At 60.4% G+C, this 19,612-nt stretch carries 14 protein-coding genes; 9 read left to right on the plus strand and 5 right to left on the minus strand.

The window, feature by feature from the left end; translation table 11 throughout:
* Positions 1 to 153 precede the first annotated feature (153 nt).
* Positions 154 to 1,386 carry an argininosuccinate synthase gene (locus tag RMQ97_RS01270; RefSeq protein WP_413659012.1) on the minus strand — a complete coding sequence of 411 codons (1,233 nt, stop codon included), beginning with the start codon at positions 1,384 to 1,386 and terminating at the stop codon, positions 154 to 156.
* 176 nt (positions 1,387 to 1,562) lie between these two features.
* Here RMQ97_RS01270 and RMQ97_RS01275 point away from each other — a divergent pair, with 176 nt between their 5' ends.
* Both RMQ97_RS01275 and pyrF read left to right on the plus strand, forming a co-directional pair.
* Positions 1,563 to 2,396: an SDR family NAD(P)-dependent oxidoreductase gene (locus RMQ97_RS01275; protein ID WP_413659013.1), complete on the plus strand. Its 834-nt coding sequence runs from the start codon at positions 1,563 to 1,565 to the stop codon at positions 2,394 to 2,396.
* A 20-nt stretch (positions 2,397 to 2,416) separates the two neighbouring features.
* A complete protein-coding gene (gene pyrF, locus RMQ97_RS01280; protein WP_413659570.1) occupies positions 2,417 to 3,106 on the plus strand; it encodes an orotidine-5'-phosphate decarboxylase in 690 nt (229 codons plus the stop codon).
* 49 nt (positions 3,107 to 3,155) lie between these two features.
* Here pyrF and RMQ97_RS01285 read toward each other — a convergent pair whose 3' ends face one another.
* Positions 3,156 to 3,704: a hypothetical protein gene (locus tag RMQ97_RS01285; protein WP_413659014.1), complete on the minus strand. Its 549-nt coding sequence runs from the start codon at positions 3,702 to 3,704 to the stop codon at positions 3,156 to 3,158.
* A gap of 65 nt (positions 3,705 to 3,769) precedes the next feature.
* On the minus strand, positions 3,770 to 3,997 hold the full coding sequence (locus tag RMQ97_RS01290) for a DUF1674 domain-containing protein (RefSeq protein WP_413659015.1): 228 nt from the start codon (positions 3,995 to 3,997) through the stop codon (positions 3,770 to 3,772).
* A gap of 228 nt (positions 3,998 to 4,225) precedes the next feature.
* On the opposite strand from RMQ97_RS01290, the gene htpX reads away from it, so the two are divergent.
* The 7 genes from htpX to RMQ97_RS01325 all read left to right on the plus strand — a co-directional run bounded on the left by htpX (position 4,226) and on the right by RMQ97_RS01325 (position 13,633).
* Complete coding sequence (gene htpX, locus RMQ97_RS01295) at positions 4,226 to 5,122, plus strand: zinc metalloprotease HtpX (RefSeq protein WP_413659016.1); 897 nt, start codon at positions 4,226 to 4,228, stop codon at positions 5,120 to 5,122.
* A gap of 67 nt (positions 5,123 to 5,189) precedes the next feature.
* Entirely contained in the window at positions 5,190 to 6,488 is a 1,299-nt protein-coding gene (locus RMQ97_RS01300) for an RsmB/NOP family class I SAM-dependent RNA methyltransferase (RefSeq protein ID WP_413659017.1), read from the plus strand.
* Positions 6,489 to 6,609: 121 nt separating this feature from the next.
* Positions 6,610 to 7,269, plus strand: coding sequence for a ribulose-phosphate 3-epimerase (gene rpe, locus RMQ97_RS01305; RefSeq protein ID WP_413659018.1), 660 nt, complete (start codon positions 6,610 to 6,612; stop codon positions 7,267 to 7,269).
* Positions 7,270 to 7,274: 5 nt separating this feature from the next.
* Positions 7,275 to 9,032, plus strand: coding sequence for a heparinase II/III family protein (locus RMQ97_RS01310; RefSeq protein WP_413659019.1), 1,758 nt, complete (start codon positions 7,275 to 7,277; stop codon positions 9,030 to 9,032).
* Positions 9,029 to 10,981, plus strand: a complete 1,953-nt coding sequence (locus RMQ97_RS01315) for an SDR family NAD(P)-dependent oxidoreductase (protein WP_413659020.1) — start codon at positions 9,029 to 9,031, stop codon at positions 10,979 to 10,981. The genes RMQ97_RS01310 and RMQ97_RS01315 overlap by 4 nt, the downstream gene beginning before the upstream one ends.
* A gap of 63 nt (positions 10,982 to 11,044) precedes the next feature.
* A complete protein-coding gene (gene purH, locus RMQ97_RS01320) occupies positions 11,045 to 12,640 on the plus strand; it encodes a bifunctional phosphoribosylaminoimidazolecarboxamide formyltransferase/IMP cyclohydrolase (protein WP_413659021.1) in 1,596 nt (531 codons plus the stop codon).
* A gap of 81 nt (positions 12,641 to 12,721) precedes the next feature.
* Positions 12,722 to 13,633 (plus strand): dienelactone hydrolase family protein, encoded by a 912-nt coding sequence (locus RMQ97_RS01325; protein ID WP_413659022.1) that lies wholly within the window; start codon positions 12,722 to 12,724, stop codon positions 13,631 to 13,633.
* 84 nt (positions 13,634 to 13,717) lie between these two features.
* Here the strand turns inward: RMQ97_RS01325 and RMQ97_RS01330 are convergent, their stop codons facing one another.
* Complete coding sequence (locus RMQ97_RS01330; RefSeq protein WP_413659023.1) at positions 13,718 to 18,652, minus strand: NAD-glutamate dehydrogenase; 4,935 nt, start codon at positions 18,650 to 18,652, stop codon at positions 13,718 to 13,720.
* Between the two features lie 710 nt (positions 18,653 to 19,362).
* Positions 19,363 to 19,608: a hypothetical protein gene (locus RMQ97_RS01335; protein WP_413659024.1), complete on the minus strand. Its 246-nt coding sequence runs from the start codon at positions 19,606 to 19,608 to the stop codon at positions 19,363 to 19,365.
* Between the last annotated feature and the right edge of the window lie 4 nt (positions 19,609 to 19,612).

Consider the following 19,612-nt stretch of genomic DNA (forward strand, 5'->3'; position numbering starts at 1 on the left):
CCTCGCCTCACGATACAGCTCACACGTCGTTACACGCTTGGTGACCCGCATCTCCCCAGAAAGCGCGCATGATTAGCAGTCGTATCGCCGGTGTAAAGACGCAGTCTCTACATACTTTATCAATTTGCGTAAGCGCGAACCCGGCTCGTGGTATTAGTCATTGCGGCCAAGACGTTGACGGCGCTGTGCCAGGAGCTGAAGGCGCAAGGCGTTCAGGCGGATAAAGCCTTCCGCATCGGTCTGGTCATAGACCTCATCCTCTTCGAAGGTCACATGATCGAGAGAGTAGAGTGAGGCTTCGGACTGACGACCGACGACTTTGGCCGAGCCTTTGAAGAGTTTCAGCGTGACCTCTCCGGATACATCCGTCTGCGATGCATCGATCGCAGCCTGCAGCATTTCGCGTTCGGGAGAGAACCAGAAGCCTTCATAGATGAGTTTGGCGTATCGCGGCATCAGCTCATCCTTGAGATGAGCGGCTCCCCGATCCAGCGTGATCTGTTCGATGCCGCGGTGAGCCAGCATCAGGATCTCGCCACCCGGCGTTTCGTAGATTCCGCGTGATTTCATGCCGACAAAACGGTTTTCCACCAAATCCAGACGGCCAATGCCATGCTTTTTGCCCAAGGCGTTCAGACGGGTGAGCAAAGTGGCGGGGCTCAGGCTTTCACCATTGATGGAAACGGCATCGCCACGCTCAAAGGCGATGGTCACGAGTTCGGGCTGGTCCGGTGCTGTTTCCGGGTTGTCTGTACGTTGATAGACAAATTCCGGTGCATCCACCGCCGGATCCTCCAGGGCCTTGCCCTCAGACGAGGTGTGCCAGAGATTGGCGTCTACGGAGAACGGCGCCTCGCCGCGCTTGTCGGTGGGCACGGCAATGCCTTGGGACTCCGCATATTCGATCAGTTTGGTCCGGGAGTTCAGATCCCATTCGCGCCAGGGAGCGATCACTTTCAGGCTCGGATCGAGCGCGTATACACCCAGCTCAAAGCGGACCTGGTCATTACCCTTGCCGGTCGCGCCATGGGCGACGGCATCGGCGCCGGTGGCTCGGGCGATTTCAACGAGTCGTTTGGCGATCAAGGGACGGGCGATGGAGGTGCCGAGCAGATACAGGCCTTCATAAACCGCATTGGCGCGCACCATCGGATAGACATAATCGCGGACGAATTCTTCGCGCACATCCTCGATGAAGATTTCGGAGACACCGGCGGCTTCCGCCTTTTCACGCGCGGGCTCGAGTTCTTCCCCCTGGCCAAGATCGGCGGTGAACGTCACGACCTCTGCATCATAGGCATCTTGCAACCATTTCAGGATGACCGAGGTGTCCAGACCACCGGAATAGGCCAGAACCACTTTTTTGACGCTCGATTTCGCTGTCATTTGATCATCCTTTCCTGATTGAAGATCGCATCGCTACCCCTCCGCTCCGGGACTGGCAAGCCTGCCGCGCTGCATGAGCGATTACACGAACGTTCGCGCGGGCGCTGGACAAGCACGAACCGTCTGTTCCAGACTGTGGTCAAAGGCCATCAAATACAAACGGGACGAGGCATATTATGCGGAAATTCGCTTTGATCACCGGAGCTTCGTCGGGAATTGGCCTGTCTTTGGCGCGGGAGTTCGCCGCGGAAGGCTGGGATGTCGGCCTGGTGGCGCGACGCCGCGAGAAGCTCGAGCAGATCGGTCACGAGATCGAGGACCGTTACGGGGTCGAAGCGGTTGTCATTGTGTCTGACTTGTCCCAACCCGACGCACCACATGCGATCGTCGAGGCCTGTGAGGTGGCCGGTCGCCAGATTGATGCCCTGGTCAATAATGCGGGCGCGGGCATGAATGGCGGGTTTCTCGAACGAAGCTGGGACGAGCAATATGGCTTCCTCGAACTGATGCTACACAACTATCTAAAGCTGGGTCATCTGGTTCTTCCGGGCATGGTCGATCGCAAATTCGGCCGGATCATCAATGTTTCATCCGTCTCGGCGCTGTTACCGATCTCGCCGGCCCATACACGCTTCTCCGGTTCGCTGTATCCGGGCATCAAATCCTTGCTGGTGCGTTGGTCACAAAGCCTGCGTCTGGAGCATGAAGCCGACAATATTCATGTCACCGCCCTGTGTCCGGGCTTCACGCTCTCCGAATTCCATGATGTCAACGGTGCGCGTTCCATGGTGTCGAGCCTGCCCTCGTTCTGGATGCAAACCGCGGATCAGGTCGCGAAATCGGGATATGAGGCCGTGATGAACAATATACCGGTGCGTGTCACGGGGGCGTGGAATAAGTTCATGGTCGGATTGAACCGTGTTCTGCCGGATCCTGTGTCCGAAGCTTTGATGCGTGCCCAGACGAAAAGAATGAAGCGGCAACTGGAAAAGGCGCCAGAAACCGCCTAGACACGGGTTTTATGACCCAGATCCAAGCTGACCCCCGCCTCATCATTGCTCTTGATCTTCCCGACACGGACCTTGCCTGGTCTCTGGTCGACCGGTTGGGAGATGCTGTCAGTTTCTACAAGATCGGGCTTCAGCTCATTCCGGTCGGTGGCATGCAGCTCGCCGAGCGCCTGAAAGCGGCTGGAAAACAGGTCTTTCTCGATTACAAACTGCACGACATCCCGGCGACAGTTGAGAAGGCGACGCGCAATCTGGCGGGCATTGGCGCTGATATGCTGACGGTTCATGCCGAACCGCCGGTGATGAAGGCTGCGGTCGAGGGCAAGGACGGCTCCGGTATGAATATTCTCGGCGTCACGGTACTGACCTCGAATGATGATGCCATGCTGGAGCAGATCGGCTATCGACACGGGGTTCGCGATCTCGTCATGCGGCGGGTCGATCAGGCCGTTTCTGCGGGTGTGGATGGGGTTGTGGCCAGTGCCCTTGAGGCAGAGGCCATTCGCGAGCGGGTAGACAAGGATTTTCTGATCGTCACGCCGGGTATTCGTCCGGCCGGCGCAGACGCAGGGGATCAAAAACGTGTTGCCACGCCGGCATCAGCCCTGGCATCGGGATCCACCCATCTCGTTGTGGGACGGCCGGTCAACGCCGCCGCCGACCCGCGTGGTGCCGCGCAATCCATCCTCACCGAGATATCACCGGTCTAGAGACAATCCATCGCTCATTCGGATGGGCGGGGTCTGTCGAGAGACGTGATTAGTGGGTCCGGCGCACACGCTGGGCCGTACGCGGACGGGTCTGGCGTATCGTGTAACCAGGTTGAACCGGAAGCCATTCGCCCCGTGCGTTCATGACCAGACCCCGACTGTAGAAAAACAGGACCGGGTCATGGCGATCGACACCACCGGTCAGGGCGCCGGTAAAGAAGCTGTCCGGCAGCGTTACCGGATCGACCGACACATTGGCAGAGTTCGCACTCAGATCAGACAATTCCAGGGGTGGAAGGGTCAGGTCATGGGTGATTACATCGCCAACCTGGCCCGTATCACCGGCCAGGCTCGCCGGATTTTGCAGGGTCGGATGGGGTTGATGCGACACTGAGTGTGACGTCGACCGGGTGGAGGTGGTCGCTTGCATCAGCGCCGAGTTGGTGAACCGACAGACCGGCCCGGTATAGACGCCGGCCTGGGCGGCTCGAACCACATCGGGTGTGCACTCCGGCATGTCGCCTTGCGCGAGCGCAGGCGTACTGACCAGGGTCAGACCGGTAGAAACGACGCACAGGGACAAGCTCAAACGTACCATGCGCTAATCCTTAACGAGGTGTTAACGCCCCGCAAGCGCACTCAACCCACAGGGGAGAAGAAACATCAGAAATCACGGGTCAGGCCATTGCGTTCCCAATCGCCAAAACGGGTGGGTTCCGGGCCGCTGGGGCCGCCCTCCTCGTTTGTGTGGGAGTCGGCTCTGTCGCTCTGGGCTGCGTGTTGTTCCGCTGCAGCACGTCGTTCCGCCGCTTCAGCCAGGGCGCGTCGTGCGGCGGGCGTCAAAACCTTGACGACGGGCGTTTCGGTGTCGGGATCATGTTCATCGCTCATGCGTTTGAAGATAGGCGGATCAGGACAAAAGTCAGCCCGGCTCAAACAGGTCTGATCATCAGAAGCGAACAGGAGCAACGGGATTGGGTGTCTGATTGTCCCGTCTTGAGGATGAGGCAAGGCGCCCCCATGTCAGGGATCGATCCCGTGGGTTGCTGAACGCCCCACCGGGAATGTCCGCCTCGTTTAAATGGCTGGCAGGCATAAATGTCTGTCACGGATGAAAGAATGACTGGAAACACACTTCGCACCTTTGCGCTTCTGGCCGGCATGACCGCGCTGTTCATGGGGATCGGTTTCCTTCTGGGCGGAACGGCCGGGGCCTTGATTGCGCTTGTCTTCGCGGGAGGTATGAACCTGTTTGCCTGGTGGAATTCCGGCGACATGGTCTTGCGCATGCATGGCGCTCGGGAAATTCGTGGTGACGAAAACGATCCGGCTTTGCGCCAATATTTTGCCGACACCCAGCACCTGGCGCGCAAGGCCCAGATGCCCGCACCGCGGGTCTATGTGATTGCCAGCCAGCAGCCTAACGCGTTTGCGACCGGCCGGGACCCAAGCCATGCGGCTGTGGCGGCGACCGAGGGTTTGTTGCGGGCGCTCTCGCGCGAGGAAGTCCAGGGTGTGATGGCTCACGAGCTGGCGCATGTGAAAAATCGCGACACGCTCACCATGACCGTGACGGCGACACTCGCGGGCGCGATCGCGATGCTGGCCAATTTCGCCATTTTCTTTGGCGGCAATAATCGTGCTGGGTTTCTGGGCTCTTTGGCGCTCATGATCCTTGCGCCACTGGCCGCCGGACTGGTCCAGTCAGCGATCTCACGCACCCGCGAATATGAAGCGGATCGGGTGGGAGCCGAAATCCATGGCAATCCCATGGCGCTCGCATCCGCGCTTGAAAAGATTGAACGCATGGCTCGGGGCATGGTCAATGAGGAAGCCGAGCGCAATCCGGCGACGGCTCATATGTTCATCATCCATCCGCTGAACGGGCAGCGGATGGATAATCTCTTCTCGACGCATCCAGACACCGCCAATCGCATTGATCGCCTGCGCCAGATGGCCGGAACGGCCGCGATGGTCCGCTCGGGTCCGTGGGGGCCGCGCGGGCCGTGGGGATAGGTCGCCTCGTTGCGCCGCGCTGACCGGTGGATTTGTCCGTATGGCGCGGGCGTGATAGCAGGCGCGCATGACCCAAGGATTGCTCTCCCGCCAGGCCGCCATTCGTGCGGTCCGACATGTGCTTGAAAAAAACACCATGCTCGACATGGTCTGGCCACTCATCGACGGCTATGACGCGCTTGACCCGCGCGATCGGGCCTTTGCTCGCTCCATTGCCGTCACCAGCTTGCGCCGTCTGGGCCAGATCCGCAAAATCCTGGATGAGTGTCTCACACAACCCTTTGAGAATGCGCCTCACGAGGTTCAGGCCATACTGGTGACCGGAACGGCCCAACTGGTCTTCCTCAAATCGCCGCCTCATGCGGTCGTGTCGTCGCTGATGGAGCTTGCGAGTGGCCATCCCCAGGCCCAGCGTCTGAAAAAGATGATCAATGCCGTGCTGCGCCGGATTGATCGCGAAGGCGACAAGATGGTTCTCAAAACTGCTCCACAGGACAATCTGCCTGACTGGATGCGCCAGTCCTGGAAAACCAGTTTCGGGCCTGGTCGCACAGCCCGTATCGCCCGCGCGCTGACCGAAGTGCCGCCGCTGGATATCACTTTGCGTGATGGCGAGGATCTCAACGCCTGGGCTGAAAAACTGGGAGCAGAAATACTGCCGGGTAGTTCCCTGCGGCTGGAGAATGCCGGCCGAGTGACCGAACTGCCGGGTTTCGACGAGGGCGCCTGGTGGGTGCAGGATGTGGCAGCGGCCCTGCCGGTCCGTCTCATGCGCGTGGGTGAAGGTCAGAGCGTGATCGATATGTGCGCGGCCCCGGGTGGAAAGACCCTGCAGCTGGCGGCACGCGGAGCCCGTGTGAGCGCTGTGGACCTCAACGAAAAACGCATGGGACGCCTCCACGATAATCTGACCCGCACAGGATTGAGTGCCGAAGCTGTCATTGCTGATGGTCGGACCTGGAAACCGGACGAGCGGGTGGATGCCGTTCTGCTGGATGCCCCGTGTACAGCTACCGGGACCCTGCGCCGCCATCCTGAAGCCGCATGGATCAAATCGCCCCAGGACGTCCGGAAACTCTCCGGCATCCAGCGCGACCTAGCCGTGGCCTCGGTCAAATGGCTCAAACCGGGCGGCGAGCTTCTGGTTTGCACCTGTTCCCTTCAGGCCGAGGAAGGTGAGGCGCTGGCCCAGCACATCGCGTCCAACCTCCATGCGCTGGATGCAGATCCGGTCACGCCCGAGGAGTTGCCAGGGCTTGAAAACGCGCTGACGGCTGAGGGGCATGTGCGATTGACCCCGGATCTCTGGAGCGAACGGGGCGGTATGGACGGGTTCTTCATCTCGCGTTGGCGCAAAAAAGCATAGCGGCACAGTTCGTCTCACCTCACCCGTGAAGCGCCGGGGCCGCGTTCTCATGCACAGTGATATGCGGTCAGGGCGTCGCCATTGCTTGCACCTGTCACAGGCCACTGTTATCGGGTGTTACATGGCTCAGAACACGATCATCTCCCCGTCTATCCTCTCCGCCGACTTTGCCAAGCTGGGCGAGGAGGTTCGTGCGATCGACGCTGCCGGCGCCGACTGGATCCATATCGATGTCATGGACGGTCATTATGTGCCCAACCTGACGATCGGACCGGGTGTGGTCAAAGCGCTGCGTCCACATTCCCAAAAGCCGTTCGACGTGCACCTGATGATCTCCCCGGTAGACTCCTATCTGGAGGCCTTTGCGGCGGCGGGGGCCGATATCATTACTGCGCACCCCGAGGCCGGCCCGCATTTCCACCGAACGGTTCAGGCCATCAAGGCGCTGGGGAAGAAGGCGGGTGCAGCGCTCAATCCATCGACACCACCCGAGGTGATCGATTATGTGCTCGACGAGCTCGACCTGGTGCTGATCATGAGTGTGAATCCCGGCTTTGGCGGTCAAAGCTTTATTCCCGGACAGCTGGCAAAGATCGAGGTTCTCGCGGAACTGATCGAGGCCCGTGGGCTTGATTGCATGATCGAAGTGGATGGGGGTGTGAACCCACAGACGGCCCAGCAATGCCGGGACGCAGGGGCGAGCGCACTCGTGGCCGGGTCGGCGGTCTTCAAGGGCGGACCAGACCACTACGGAACGAATATTTCCGCGCTTCGGGGTTGAACTCCATGGCGCGCGCTGTGCGAATGACCGATTATGCGCGTGCGGGCTGGATGGCGGCGCGACGCGAACTGGCGCTGACCACGAATGCGCTCGGTCTTGTTCAGCTGCTTCAACAACCCAGCGGCACGCCTGACACCATCGAACTCAGTCCGGAGGACCCCTATTCCGTTCTCGAGGACCGCGGCGATGAGTTTCTGGCCGGACGTTTGGTGTTCGCCGGCGAAACGCTCAGCCTGAATGACGGTGAAACGGTATGGGATCGTCCGCTTCCCTCCGAGGCGTTTGCCCGGCGGTTGCACGGTTTCGACTGGTTGCGTGATGTGAAAGACCGCGGTGAAACCGCGGATGCGACCCGGCTTATTGATGGATGGGTCGCGCGGTTCGGGCGCTGGAATGGCTTTGCCTGGTCGCATGAAGTGTTGGCATTGCGTGTCATCAACTGGCTGCGCGCCGGACCGGAGGTGCTCAACGCGTCTGGCGAGACTGAAAAGGCTCGCAAAGCCCGGTTTAAATCCCTGATGCGACAGGTGCGTTATCTGCAACGTGATCTGGGTCTGGCGCCGGATGGTCTACCACGATTGCGCGGCGCCCTGGCGCTGAGTCTGGCCGGCCTGTGTCTGCCTCGCCAGGATAATGTCTTGAAGTCTGCGCTCTCGGCACTCAGTCGCGAATTGAAACGTCAGATCCTTCCGGATGGCGGGCATGTTTCACGGTCGCCCGAAGCTGGACTGGTCACTCTTGTTGATCTGATGTGCATTCGCGATCTTGCCGACGAACGCGGTACAGTGCTGCCGGACGAGATCCTCAAGACGATTGACCGCTTGGCTCCCATGGTGCGGTTCCACCAGCTGGATGATGGCTGTTTAGCTTCGTTCCACGGTGGGGGTGAAAGTGATCAGGCCGCCCTTGCCTGGGCACTGGAAAAAGATGACAGCCAGGGGCGCCCGTTCGGATTCGCCCCGCATTCCGGGTATCACCGCGCCCATGCGGGTGGCGCCACCGTGATCCTCGATGCAGGGGATACGCCGCTAGGGGAGGTCTCGCGCGGATCCCACGCCAGTGCACTGGCGCTGGAAATGGCCACGCCCGGGGGACGCCTGATCGTCAATTGTGGTTGGCAGGCCGATCAACCACGTAGCTGGCGCGAGGCTGTGCGGGCCAGTGCGGCCCATTCGACCCTGACCCTGGAAGAAACATCTTCGGCCCGCCTTCTCACCCCAGGCTGGAAACGCGATCTTCTGGGCACGCGTCTTGCTACCCATCCCGGACCAGTCACGGCCAGGCGGAATGAAGAAGACATGGGTATCTGGCTCGAGGGCATCCACGAGGGCTATCGCGAGCTGTTTGGCCTCTCTCATCGCCGTAGAGTTTTTCTGGCAGCCGATGGCGGTGATTTGCGCGGGGAAGACGCCCTCTTTCGACCGGTCTCTGATGGCACGCCCGATGATGTGGAAGTGCGCTACCGTTTCGCGATCCGTTTCCATCTGCATCCAGAAGTGAAAGTCTCGTTGTCTCGAGACTCCATGAGTGCGATTTTGGTGCAACCCAATGGAGATGGATGGCGTTTTCGGACGGATGGCGGGCCGGTACGGCTTGAAAGATCTATCTATCTTGCGGCAGGATCACCTCCACAGCGGGCGACCTTAATCATCGTGCGCGGGGACGCCGAACCATTCGGCGCAGGGGATAGACCACCCAATCGTGTGCGTTGGGCGTTTCAGCGCCTGGGCCGGATCGGTGCGACCGAGGGAGAGGTCGGATGAGCACTCCGCGACCGCCAGAGCGGGCGACATCCGTACAGCGGGTTCCAGGCAAGCTAACCCTGATGACCGTTGCGATGTATGATTTGTGGGGCGCAGCCGTCTCGATGGGTCTGGCTGTGTGGATTCGCTACATCATCGAACAGAAAGACGCTCCGCCCTTCATCTATATCCAGTCGATCACGGTGTTTTTGATCACTTGCATGGTCGTATTCCCGGTCAACGGTCTGCATCGCGGCGTCTGGCGCTACACGGCGCTCAACGATATCTGGCGGATCGTGCGTGCGGTGGGGGCGGCCAATCTGATTTTTCTGCCGATACTGTTTCTTATCAACCGGCTGGATGGTTTTCCCCGGACCAGCATGTTGATCGAAATACCGCTATTGCTGACGTTGATGATTGGCGGGCGTTTCGCGGTGGCATTGTGGCGGACACGCGGCCTGGGCTCCCTGCTGGAGCTGGAAGACCGTTCCCGGCCGGCGGCTATCCTTGTTGGGGCCGAATCCGAGCTGGATGGGGCATTGCGTGGATTTGAACTGAACGCGTCCGATACGCCGTTTCGGGTCAAGGCGCTGGTTGCGCCGGGCTCGCAGCTAGGCGGGCGATCCATTCGGGGTGTGGCGGTTCTGGACGGACTGGACAATCTGCCTGAAGCCCTCAAAAGCCTCAAGCGGGCGGAGGATGAACCGCCTCGCCTCGTGTATATCGGGAAATCCCAGGACGTGCGCCTGGTCAATACCTTGATCCGGATTGCCGCGCAGACCGGCGCGAAGCTTACACGCTCGCGGCCAGGTGAGGGACCTGCCGCCTTTTCTCCGATCGAGGCCGCCGACTTACTCAATCGTCCCCCCAATGAACCGGATCTCGAGCCGGCCCGCGCCCTGATCGAAGGCCGCCGCATCCTCGTGACCGGAGCGGGTGGAACAATTGGAGGGCAGCTTGTACGTCAGGTGCTCAATCTGGGTCCTGAGACGATCACACTGCTCGATAGTTCGGAAAACAATCTCTACCAAATTGATATGGACGTGGCCGGCCGGTGTGCGGAGATGGACGTAGCGCCTCGCTGGCGGGCGGTTCTGGCCGATGTGCGTGATACCCAGCGCCTCGAACAGGTATTTGCCGAAGAACAGCCCCACGTGGTCTTGCACGCAGCCGCACTGAAACATGTGCCGTTGAGCGAGGCCAATCCGGCGGAAGCTGTTCAGACCAACCTGCTCGGTACGATCCGGACGATCGAGGCTGCGCGTCGGCAGGACGTGGACGTTGTAGCGGTCATCTCGACCGACAAGGCGGTTGAACCGTCCAATATTATGGGGGCATCCAAGCGTGCCGCCGAACTATACGCCCGCTCGGCGTCCCGGGATCTGGGTGGCACGCGGATTTGTGTCGTGCGTTTTGGCAATGTGCTCGGATCGTCAGGATCTGTGGCGCCCTTGTTCGAGCGTCAGATCGAGGCGGGCGGCCCTGTGACGGTGACGGATCCGGAGGCCACCCGGTATTTCATGACGGTGGAGGAAGCAACAGGCTTGGTTCTGGCTGCGGCGGCGCAGACGGGACAGGATGATAGTCTGAACGGTGCCCTCTATGTGCTCGACATGGGAGAGCCCGTGTCCATTCTGGGCCTGGCACGGCAATTGATCCGCCTGCGCGGTAAGGACCCGGACGCCCCAGGCGCCATTGCGATCATCGGATTGCGACCGGGTGAGAAGCGCCATGAAAAATTGGTCTATGAGTATGAGCGGACCCGCGCGACCGATATTGGCGGTGTGCGGTGCGTTAGCGGCCCGACACCGGAAGGACCGGACGTGGATGCTGTGCTCAAACGTCTGAGTGCAGCGGCGGAAATCCGCGATCTGGACCGGGTTCGAGCCGAGCTTGATCACATTGCGTCCCTTAAGCCCGTCGCGACGGGCCACACCCGGCTCCGGTCGCGAGCTGGCGTGCGTGTTTGACACCTTGCTGGGGCGTGATACGTCCCCGCCCCATTGATTGATATTGCTCCGGGAGGCCTTTTTATGGCTGAGCTTCAACTGGCGCCGGTGCGCCGGGCCCTGATTTCTGTTTCCGACAAGTCCGGTCTCGTGGACCGTGCCAAGGCTCTGGCCGAGGCCGGTGTGGATATCCTGTCGACGGGCGGAACACTGCGCGCCCTCCATGACGCGGGTATCGCGGCGCGTGATGTCTCCGAGGTCACGGAATTCCCGGAAATGATGGACGGTCGCCTCAAGACCCTGCATCCGCGCGTTCATGGTGGCCTGCTCGGGCGCCGGGATCGCGAGGATGATCGTGCCTCCATGAGCGAACACGGCATCCCGGACATCGATCTGCTCTATGTGAATCTCTACCCGTTTGAGGACACCGTGGCCAAAGGCGGTGACTACGCCGCATGTGTCGAGAATATCGATATCGGCGGGCCGGCCATGATCCGTGCCGCCGCCAAGAACCACGCCTTTGTGTGCGTGTGTACGGATGGTGCGGATGTGGACCAGGTTCTCGCGGCCATGGACGAGCATGCGGGCCAGACCCCGCTGGCGCTGCGCCAGACGCTTGCCGCCAAATCCTATGCCCGGACAGCGGCCTATGACGCAGCGATCTCATCCTGGTTTGCGGATACGCTGGGCGAGGCGGCTCCGGCTTATCGCACAGTCGGTGGTGCGCTGAAGGAGAGCCTGCGCTATGGGGAAAACCCGCATCAAAACGCGGCCTTCTACGCCACCAGTGAAAACCGCCCGGGTATTGCCACGGCGCGCCAGGTTCAGGGCAAGGCACTGAGCTATAACAATCTGGCCGACGCAGATGCGGCGTTTGAATTGGTCGCTGAGTTCGACGCGGCGGACACGGCGGCGGCCGTGATCGTCAAACACGCCAATCCGTGCGGTGTCGCTGTGGGAGCAGATCTGGCGCGGGCCTATGAGGACGCGTTTGCAGCCGACCCAATCTCTGCTTTTGGCGGGATTGTGGCGCTCAATCGCAAGCTCGATACCGCAACGGCACAGGATCTGGTGAAAATCTTCACCGAGGTTGTGATTGCGCCGGCGGCAGATGAAGATGCCCTGGCGGTCCTGTCGGCCAAGCCCAATCTGCGGGTTCTGCTGACCGGAGGTCTGCCCCGCCCCGATCAAACCGGCTGGACGACCAAGACTGTGGCCGGTGGCCTGTTGATGCAGGAGCGCGATACGGGCCATGTGGGTGCCTCTGACCTCCAGGTCGTGACCGAGCGTGCGCCCACCGATTCCGAGCTGGCAGACCTTTTGTTTGCCTGGCGCGTTGTCAAACATGTGAAATCCAACGCCATTGTGTATGCCCAGGGCGGTTCAACGGCGGGTATCGGGATGGGTCAGACCAGTCGACTGGAAGCGGCACGTTTGGCTGTACGCAAGGCTGAAGTGACCGCTGAGGAAAACAAGTGGGACACGCCGCGCACCCAGGGCTCGGTCTGTGCCTCAGATGCCTTCTTCCCGTTCGCCGATGGTCTCCTCGCGGCGGCCGAGGCCGGTGCTACGGCCGTGATCCAGCCGGGCGGTTCCATTCGGGATGAAGAGGTTATCGCGGCCGCCAACGAAGCCGGTCTTGCGATGGTCTTCACCGGGATGCGGCATTTCCGCCACTAGTTCAAAGCGGTTTTCAAGCCGAACCGGATGTGAATCCGTTTAACATTGACGGGTAGCGTGGGTGTCTGCAATCAAACGTCCATGCGCCTGATGACGTTCATTCGCCGCGCTTTGCCGCTCATTGCCGCACCCATTCTGGGTGTGGGGGGATGCGCTGTTCTCAACGGTGCGGGCATCACCGTTCCGCAACGCAGTCTTGAAGCCCAGGTCCAGCTGATCAAGAACCATGTCGTCACACGACTACCCGAAAATCGGGCCGGGCCTGTGCCTGTGGTGATCCTGTTTCACGGATGTGGCGGACGTCGGCCCTTGCAGGAGTTCTACGCCGACGCCCTGACGGATGCGGGATATGGCGTTCTGATTGTGGATTCGGCCGGCGCGCGCGATATCGGCCGCACAGAGGCGCTGGCCAGCGTTTGCACGGCCGTGCGGTTATGGGGCCAGGAGCGCGCGGCCGACGTTTATGCGGCTGTCGAGCTGGCGCGCAGACATCCTGATCTTGATGGTGAAACGATCGCCCTTGTGGGTTGGTCTCATGGCGGGTGGACCGCGCTTGAGGCATTAGCCTATGCCGGCGAGCGCGTACGACCACCAACCTTTCAGGACACGATCTACACCACGCCCACGCTGGGCGGACTGGGCCTCGTGATTGGCATGTATCCTTATTGCAGTCCGCCCTTGCGCTCAGAGCCTGCTCATTGGCATCGGGATGTCCGGGTCCGTATGGTTTTGGCGGGGGATGATCGTATCGCCAATCCGGCGCATTGTCGTGCCAAGGTCGACGAGGCCCGCCGGCTTGGCCTGGATGCGGCCTACGTTGAGTGGCCCGGGTTGAGTCATGCTTTTGACGATGACAAGCCGGGCAATTGGTTCATGCAATACGATGCCGACGCAGCTCATCGTGCGCGCGACCATTTGGTCGCCCTTCTCGACGAGTGGCAGGGTGGGCCGGATGATGACGCATCCGAACCTGGCATTGCCCTGACGCCTTAAGCTCAATTCGCGACGAGTGACCGCGTGATCTGCCGAGACCTGAGGACTGACGTCCTCAGGGATCTCGCAGACCCGATTGTCTGTCTATTGGGTCCGGGCGATGGCGGCCATTTCACGCAATTGAGTCGAGGCGATCGCCAGTTTCGAGAGTGTCCAGACACCGGATGTGTCTAGCTGTCGGTAGACGCTGTCGACCCGTCCGGCTTCTTCCTCGTTGACCGTGCTCCAGGCCTCGACCAGGCCTTCAGCCCAATCCCGGCTCGGTTCTTCAATCCCGGCCACCAGCGAACCGCCCACATCCCGCGCGAAACTCATGGCCGACGCAGCAAAGGTCTGTTGCGAGGCGTAGAAGTCTTCCATCAGGCGGCGCACGGCAAGGCGATCCCAGTGCAGGTCGGACGACACTTCCGTGCCCATGCCGCGCAGACGGTCGAATCGGAAGCGGGCTCCCATGGCGTGATAGACCAGTGCAGCCGATTCAAGCGGCCAACCGTGTGTTCGAGCGAGGTCGATGACGTCGGTTGACGAGGTCAGTGGCCGCAGTTCCGCAACGGCGTGTGCGATATCTTCCGGGGCGCCAGCGGCCACAAAGTCATCGCGACGCGTCTCAATGCCTCGGCGTTCATGGGACGAGATAATGTCGTAGGCCATGGATTTCAGTGTGTCCACGCCCGGACGATAGGCGTCGATGACATCGGAGATTTTCTGATGTCCCGAGCTTTCCTGGGCGCGGGAGCGACGGACCAGCCAGTAGGTCTGACGGCGCAGAAGGCGAATAATCTCTTCGTGGAGGCTGACCTGTACGGCGGCGGGCGCCTGATTATCCAACGCATTGATGCGATCCGTCAGCGCTGCAAATCCGAAGATTTGACGACCGGCCTCGAAACCGCGTGCAATCGAGGCGATGTCCGCACTTGTGGAATCGATGGCCCGGTTGATGAAGGTAGGACCACCCAGATTAATCATCTCATTGGCCAGGATGGTCGCATTGATCTCGCGCTTGAGCCGGTGAGACTGCATGCCCTCTTCATACTGGTGCAGAGCGTGCGGGAAGTAATGTTTCAGGGCTGCACGGAAATGCGGATCATCCGGCACGTTCGACGCAACCAGCTGGTCGAATAAGGTGATCTTGGCGTAGGAAATGAGAACTGCCAGTTCCGGTCGTGTCAGGCCACGACCCATGCCTTTCAGGCTCAGAACGCCATCGGTCGACGGCAGGCCTTCCACATCGCGATCGAGACGGCCTGCGCCTTCAAGCTGGGTCATGAACCGCTCATGCGCATCCAGATCGGCCACGGCCGCGCTCTCGGCGAGCGTCAGCGCGAGGGTCTGGTCGTAATTATGGCGCAAGACGTGGTCGGCGACCGTATCGGTCATCGATTCCAAGAGGGTGTTGCGCGCATCCATGCCCATATCGCCACCGCGGATCATCGGCTGGAGCAGGATCTTGATATTGACCTCATGGTCCGAGCTGTCGACACCAGCGGAATTGTCGACAAAGTCGGCATTCACCCGGCCACCATGGCGGGCGAACTCGATGCGTGCGGCCTGGGTAAAGCCTAGATTGGCACCTTCCCCGATGACCTTGGCGCCGACATCGGTGGCGTCGACACGCAGGGAATCATTGGTTTTGTCGCCGACTTCCCAGTGCTGTTCGTCGGTGGCTTTGACATAAGTGCCGATACCGCCAAACCAGAGCAATTCGGTCTGGGTCTTGAGCAAGGCCCGGATCAGCTCGTTGGGTGAGACCTTGGCTTCGGTGAGACCGGTCATTGCCCGGATCTCGTCGGTCAGCTCGATCTGTTTCGCGGCACGCGGGAAAACACCGCCGCCTTTGGAGATCAGGCTCTTGTCGTAATCCTGCCAGCTTGTCCGCGGTAGATTGAACAGGCGTTTGCGCTCGTTCCACAGCGTCTCCGGATCCATTGGATCGGGGTCAATAAAGATGTCGCGGTGGTCAAAGGCGGCCTGAAGGCGGATCTGTTTCGACAGCAGCATGCCATTGCCGAACACATCGCCCGACATATCGCCAACACCGATCACCGTGAAGGGATCGCTCTGCGTATCCTTGCCCAGTTCGCGGAAATGGCGTTTGACCGACTCCCAGGCACCCTTGGCTGTGATGCCCATTTTCTTGTGGTCGTAACCGGCGGATCCACCCGAGGCAAAGGCGTCGCCCAACCAGAAATCATACTCGTCGGTCGCCACGCCATTGGCCGTGTCCGAGAAGGTTGCGGTACCCTTGTCTGCAGCAACGACAAGATAGGGATCTTCCGCATCCCAACGCACGGTCAGATCAGGACCATGAACCGTGTCATCGACGATGTTGTCGCTGAGATCCAGCAAGCCTCGGATGAAGGTCTTGTAGGCTTCGCGGCCTGCTTCGAAAACTTCGTCACGGCTGCCATTGCGAGGCAGGGCTTTGGGATAGAAACCGCCCTTGGACCCGACCGGCACAATGACGGCATTCTTGACCTGCTGGGCTTTGACTAGGCCCAGAACCTCAGTCCGGAAATCATCGCGGCGGTCCGACCAGCGTAGACCTCCCCGTGCGACCGGACCGAAGCGAATGTGCACACCTTCCACCATGGGAGACCAGACGAAAATCTCCCGATAGGGCTTGGGAAGCGGCAATTCTTCCAGCTGTTCGGACGCGATCTTGATGGAGATCCTGGCCTTGGGCTGAGCGTCCGCATCGTGCTGGTAGAAATTCGTACGCAACGTGGCTTCAATCAGGCGCAGAATCCGTCGCAGAGCCCGGTCGTGGTCGAGGCTGGCCACGCTTTCGAGCTGGCTCCGCAAATCATCGGCACAGGTTTCAACGGCCTGGCGGCGGGCATTCATGTCGTTAAAGGCAGCGGGGTCGAATTTGAGACGGGCCAGCTCCAGAAGCCCACGCGCAATGTCCGGATTGGCCGACATCGCCTCTTCCTGGATAGACTGCGAAGGGTCGAGGCCGGTTTGCTGGCGATAGCGTGCGCAGGTCCGCAAAAAGGCGACATCCCGCCAGCTCACGCCCAGATTGACGATCAGGCGGTTGAAGCCGTCATCCTCGGCCCGTCGGTCTGACAGGGCGATCATGGCGTCTTCGAGAATGGGCGCCAGTTCGTCGAGGTTCCTACCTTTAAGCGCATCCGATTTCATCTCGAAATCATGAACATAGGCTCGGTCCGGCCGGCCGGCGCCCTTGGGTTTGCGATCAACCGGGAAACCCGTTTCCTGCACGACATGCAGTCCGAGATGTTCCAGGACTGGCATCACACGCGACAGGGAAACCGGTCGGCCGACGCGGTAGATCTTCAGGCGCAGATCCGTGTCGGTATCATCGGCTTCACGATAGACACGCACAGCGACCGCCTTGGAATCCCGGCCCGTGAGGCTTTCCAGCTTGATGACGTCCTTGAGGGCTTCGGACGGTTCATAGAGCTCGCGATAGCCCGCCTTGAATGCACCGTCATACACCGGCATGCGCAGGCGAATACCTTCGTCGGCCTCATCGCGGACCAGGGTATCGAGATCATCTTCCCAGGTGCGGGACAGGCGAGCGACACGGCGTTCGAGATCCTCGATATCGGGCTCAGGGTGTTCATATGGATCCAGGCCGATAATGAAATGGACACGGGCGAGGGCACCATCGCCAAATTGCGGATAGTAAGCCGACAAACGTCCGCCAAATGCATCGCGGATCATTTCACCCGCGCTCTCCCGGACTTTCGAGCTGTAGCGGTCGCGCGGAACAAATAGGAGCGCAGAGACAAAACGATCAAACTGGTCGCGACGGATGAACAGCTTGGTACGGGGACGGTCCTGGAGATGCTGGATTCCCAGGCAGATTTCGAGCAGGTCATTTTCGTCGGTCTGGAACAATTCGTCCCGCGGGAAGTTTTCGACCGTGTTGCGCAGGCGTTTAGCGTTGTGTGTGCCGGGTGTCTTGCCCGCCCGTTCCAAGACACGACGCACCTTGCGGCGGATCAGAGGCACAGCGCTGGCGCTTTGGTCATAGGCTTCGGCGGTAAACAGGCCGACAAAACGGGCTTCGCCGATCACGGCACCATCTTCGCGATACCGTTTCACGCCGATATAATCCATGTAGACCCGGCGATGGACGCGCGACTTCATATTGGCCTTGGCGACAATGATTGGGCTCGGTTCGCGCAGGAAATTTTCGATCTGGGGCGTGAGCACCGCCGGTTCCGAACCGCGCCGCAGGACATGACGTTCCGGATCGCGCAGAACACCGCGTCCGCTTTCATCACGCACATGGGGCAGGCTGTCGGACATGGAGCCGTCGTCGCCGACCTGGAAATCATAGACCCGGCAGCCCAGGAAGGCGAAATGATCGTCCCGGATCCAGCGCAGGAATGCGAGGGATTCCGCCAGCTCATCGGGTGAGGCATGCGTTGCCGCCTGTTCGAGATGGGCGATGGCTTCGTCCATCTGGGCGCGCATGGCGGACCAGTCCTCCACGGACACGCGGACGTCCTCAAGGGTCTCGGTTACACCGTCGATCAGTGTGCGACGCGAGAGTTCGTCAAGCTGCGGTAGGTGGACCTGGATCATGGATTCGGCCAGGCAGCGACCGCCGCTCTCGGCCCGTTGACCGTCCGAACCTCGACGGGCCTGTACGATGGGGTGGAACATGGCGAGAATGCTGATGCTCTGTGCGCCAATCTCGCCCATGACCGAGTCGACAAGGAAAGGGCGATCCTGACCGATAATCTCCAGCACATCGCGTGTGAGAGGCTTGCCGTCCTCGCCAAGGGCCGGACGAATGCGGATCAGGATGTCATCGGATCCGCGCTGCTGCCCGAAGGCCCAGAAATCGGCGCTGAGTCGTGCCAGATCACCCGCGCTGAGCCCTTCAAGGTCTTCGGCTAGAGCATCATCATGGATCTGGGAGAGATAGGAGGTTTCGGCCGCGCCGATCCCCGTTTTGAAAGACTGGGTCCAGCTCGCACTGGCCTTGTCCATGAACTCGGACCGCGAGAAAGCATATGCCACACCGACGACCGCACCCATGATTACCGCTCCTTCGGGCCTTGTGATTTCGGCCCGACCCTAGTCCAGTTTTTTCAAGGCGCAAGTGGTGTGCACTGCAGCAAACGCATTGAGAAAAAATATTCACGAAAAAAAGAAGTTGGGGGCAATTTGACCGGCGGGAAAAGTGACCGCTCACATCAATGATCGAGGCCTTGTTGAACTACGTTGACGTAAAGGAGAGGGGGTTCATATGGCGGTCACGCCAGACCCAAGTTCCGGGCGTGAGCCGACGATACTTTGAAACCGCTAAGGTGCCGGACCGGTGCCATAAGGGCCAGGAAAGAAACCGGGATAGAAGTGGCACCGCCGAGTAGGGACAGGGGGAACCCGGCGGTGCCGTTCAGACCTCATGCGGCAGGCTGGGGGGACGCACGTCTGAGGCCTGTTCTTGTGTTCTACGTTCGACAGTCGATTTGGATGACTGGCATCCAGATCAGGCTAGGCGATGAAGATCTGGCCTTGCTCCGTTGTCGCAAAGGCCACGATCGTTGCAACCAGGGCCATGCTGGCCAGGGTTACGGCGATTACTCGTGCCATTCTCTTTCCCTCGCTCGGGCACAATGCCCGTCAGTGCCGCTGATATGGGGATGGGAAAGGCGGGTTAAAGGGGCATGGGATGACACAGCTGCTCACAGACGCGTGAGCGGACGCTTTGTCGCAGCCCAGTGGCGCAATCGGTGGGGTTTTTGTCAGTGGCACAAAGGTTTTTCGCCAACCGGGAAACCCATTTCAGGCTCGAGCGTTCGGGCATGGCGGTTGAGAGCCCGCTTGAGCCCAAGCCGCAAGACCTCGGTCATATAGGCAAGATCATCGGCCTTCTGGTCGAGTGCCTTGAGTTGGTGTTCCAGAACATTGAGGGCCTGGTTGGCAATTTCCAGGCGTTCCTGGTCCGATTGGGCCAGCAGAGTCAGATCGGCAGAAGTATGGTCGGTCATGGCG

Origin of the sequence: Maricaulis sp. D1M11 (assembly GCF_047308265.1) — a bacterium.
In the GTDB taxonomy this organism is placed as follows: Bacteria; Pseudomonadota; Alphaproteobacteria; order Caulobacterales; family Maricaulaceae; genus Maricaulis.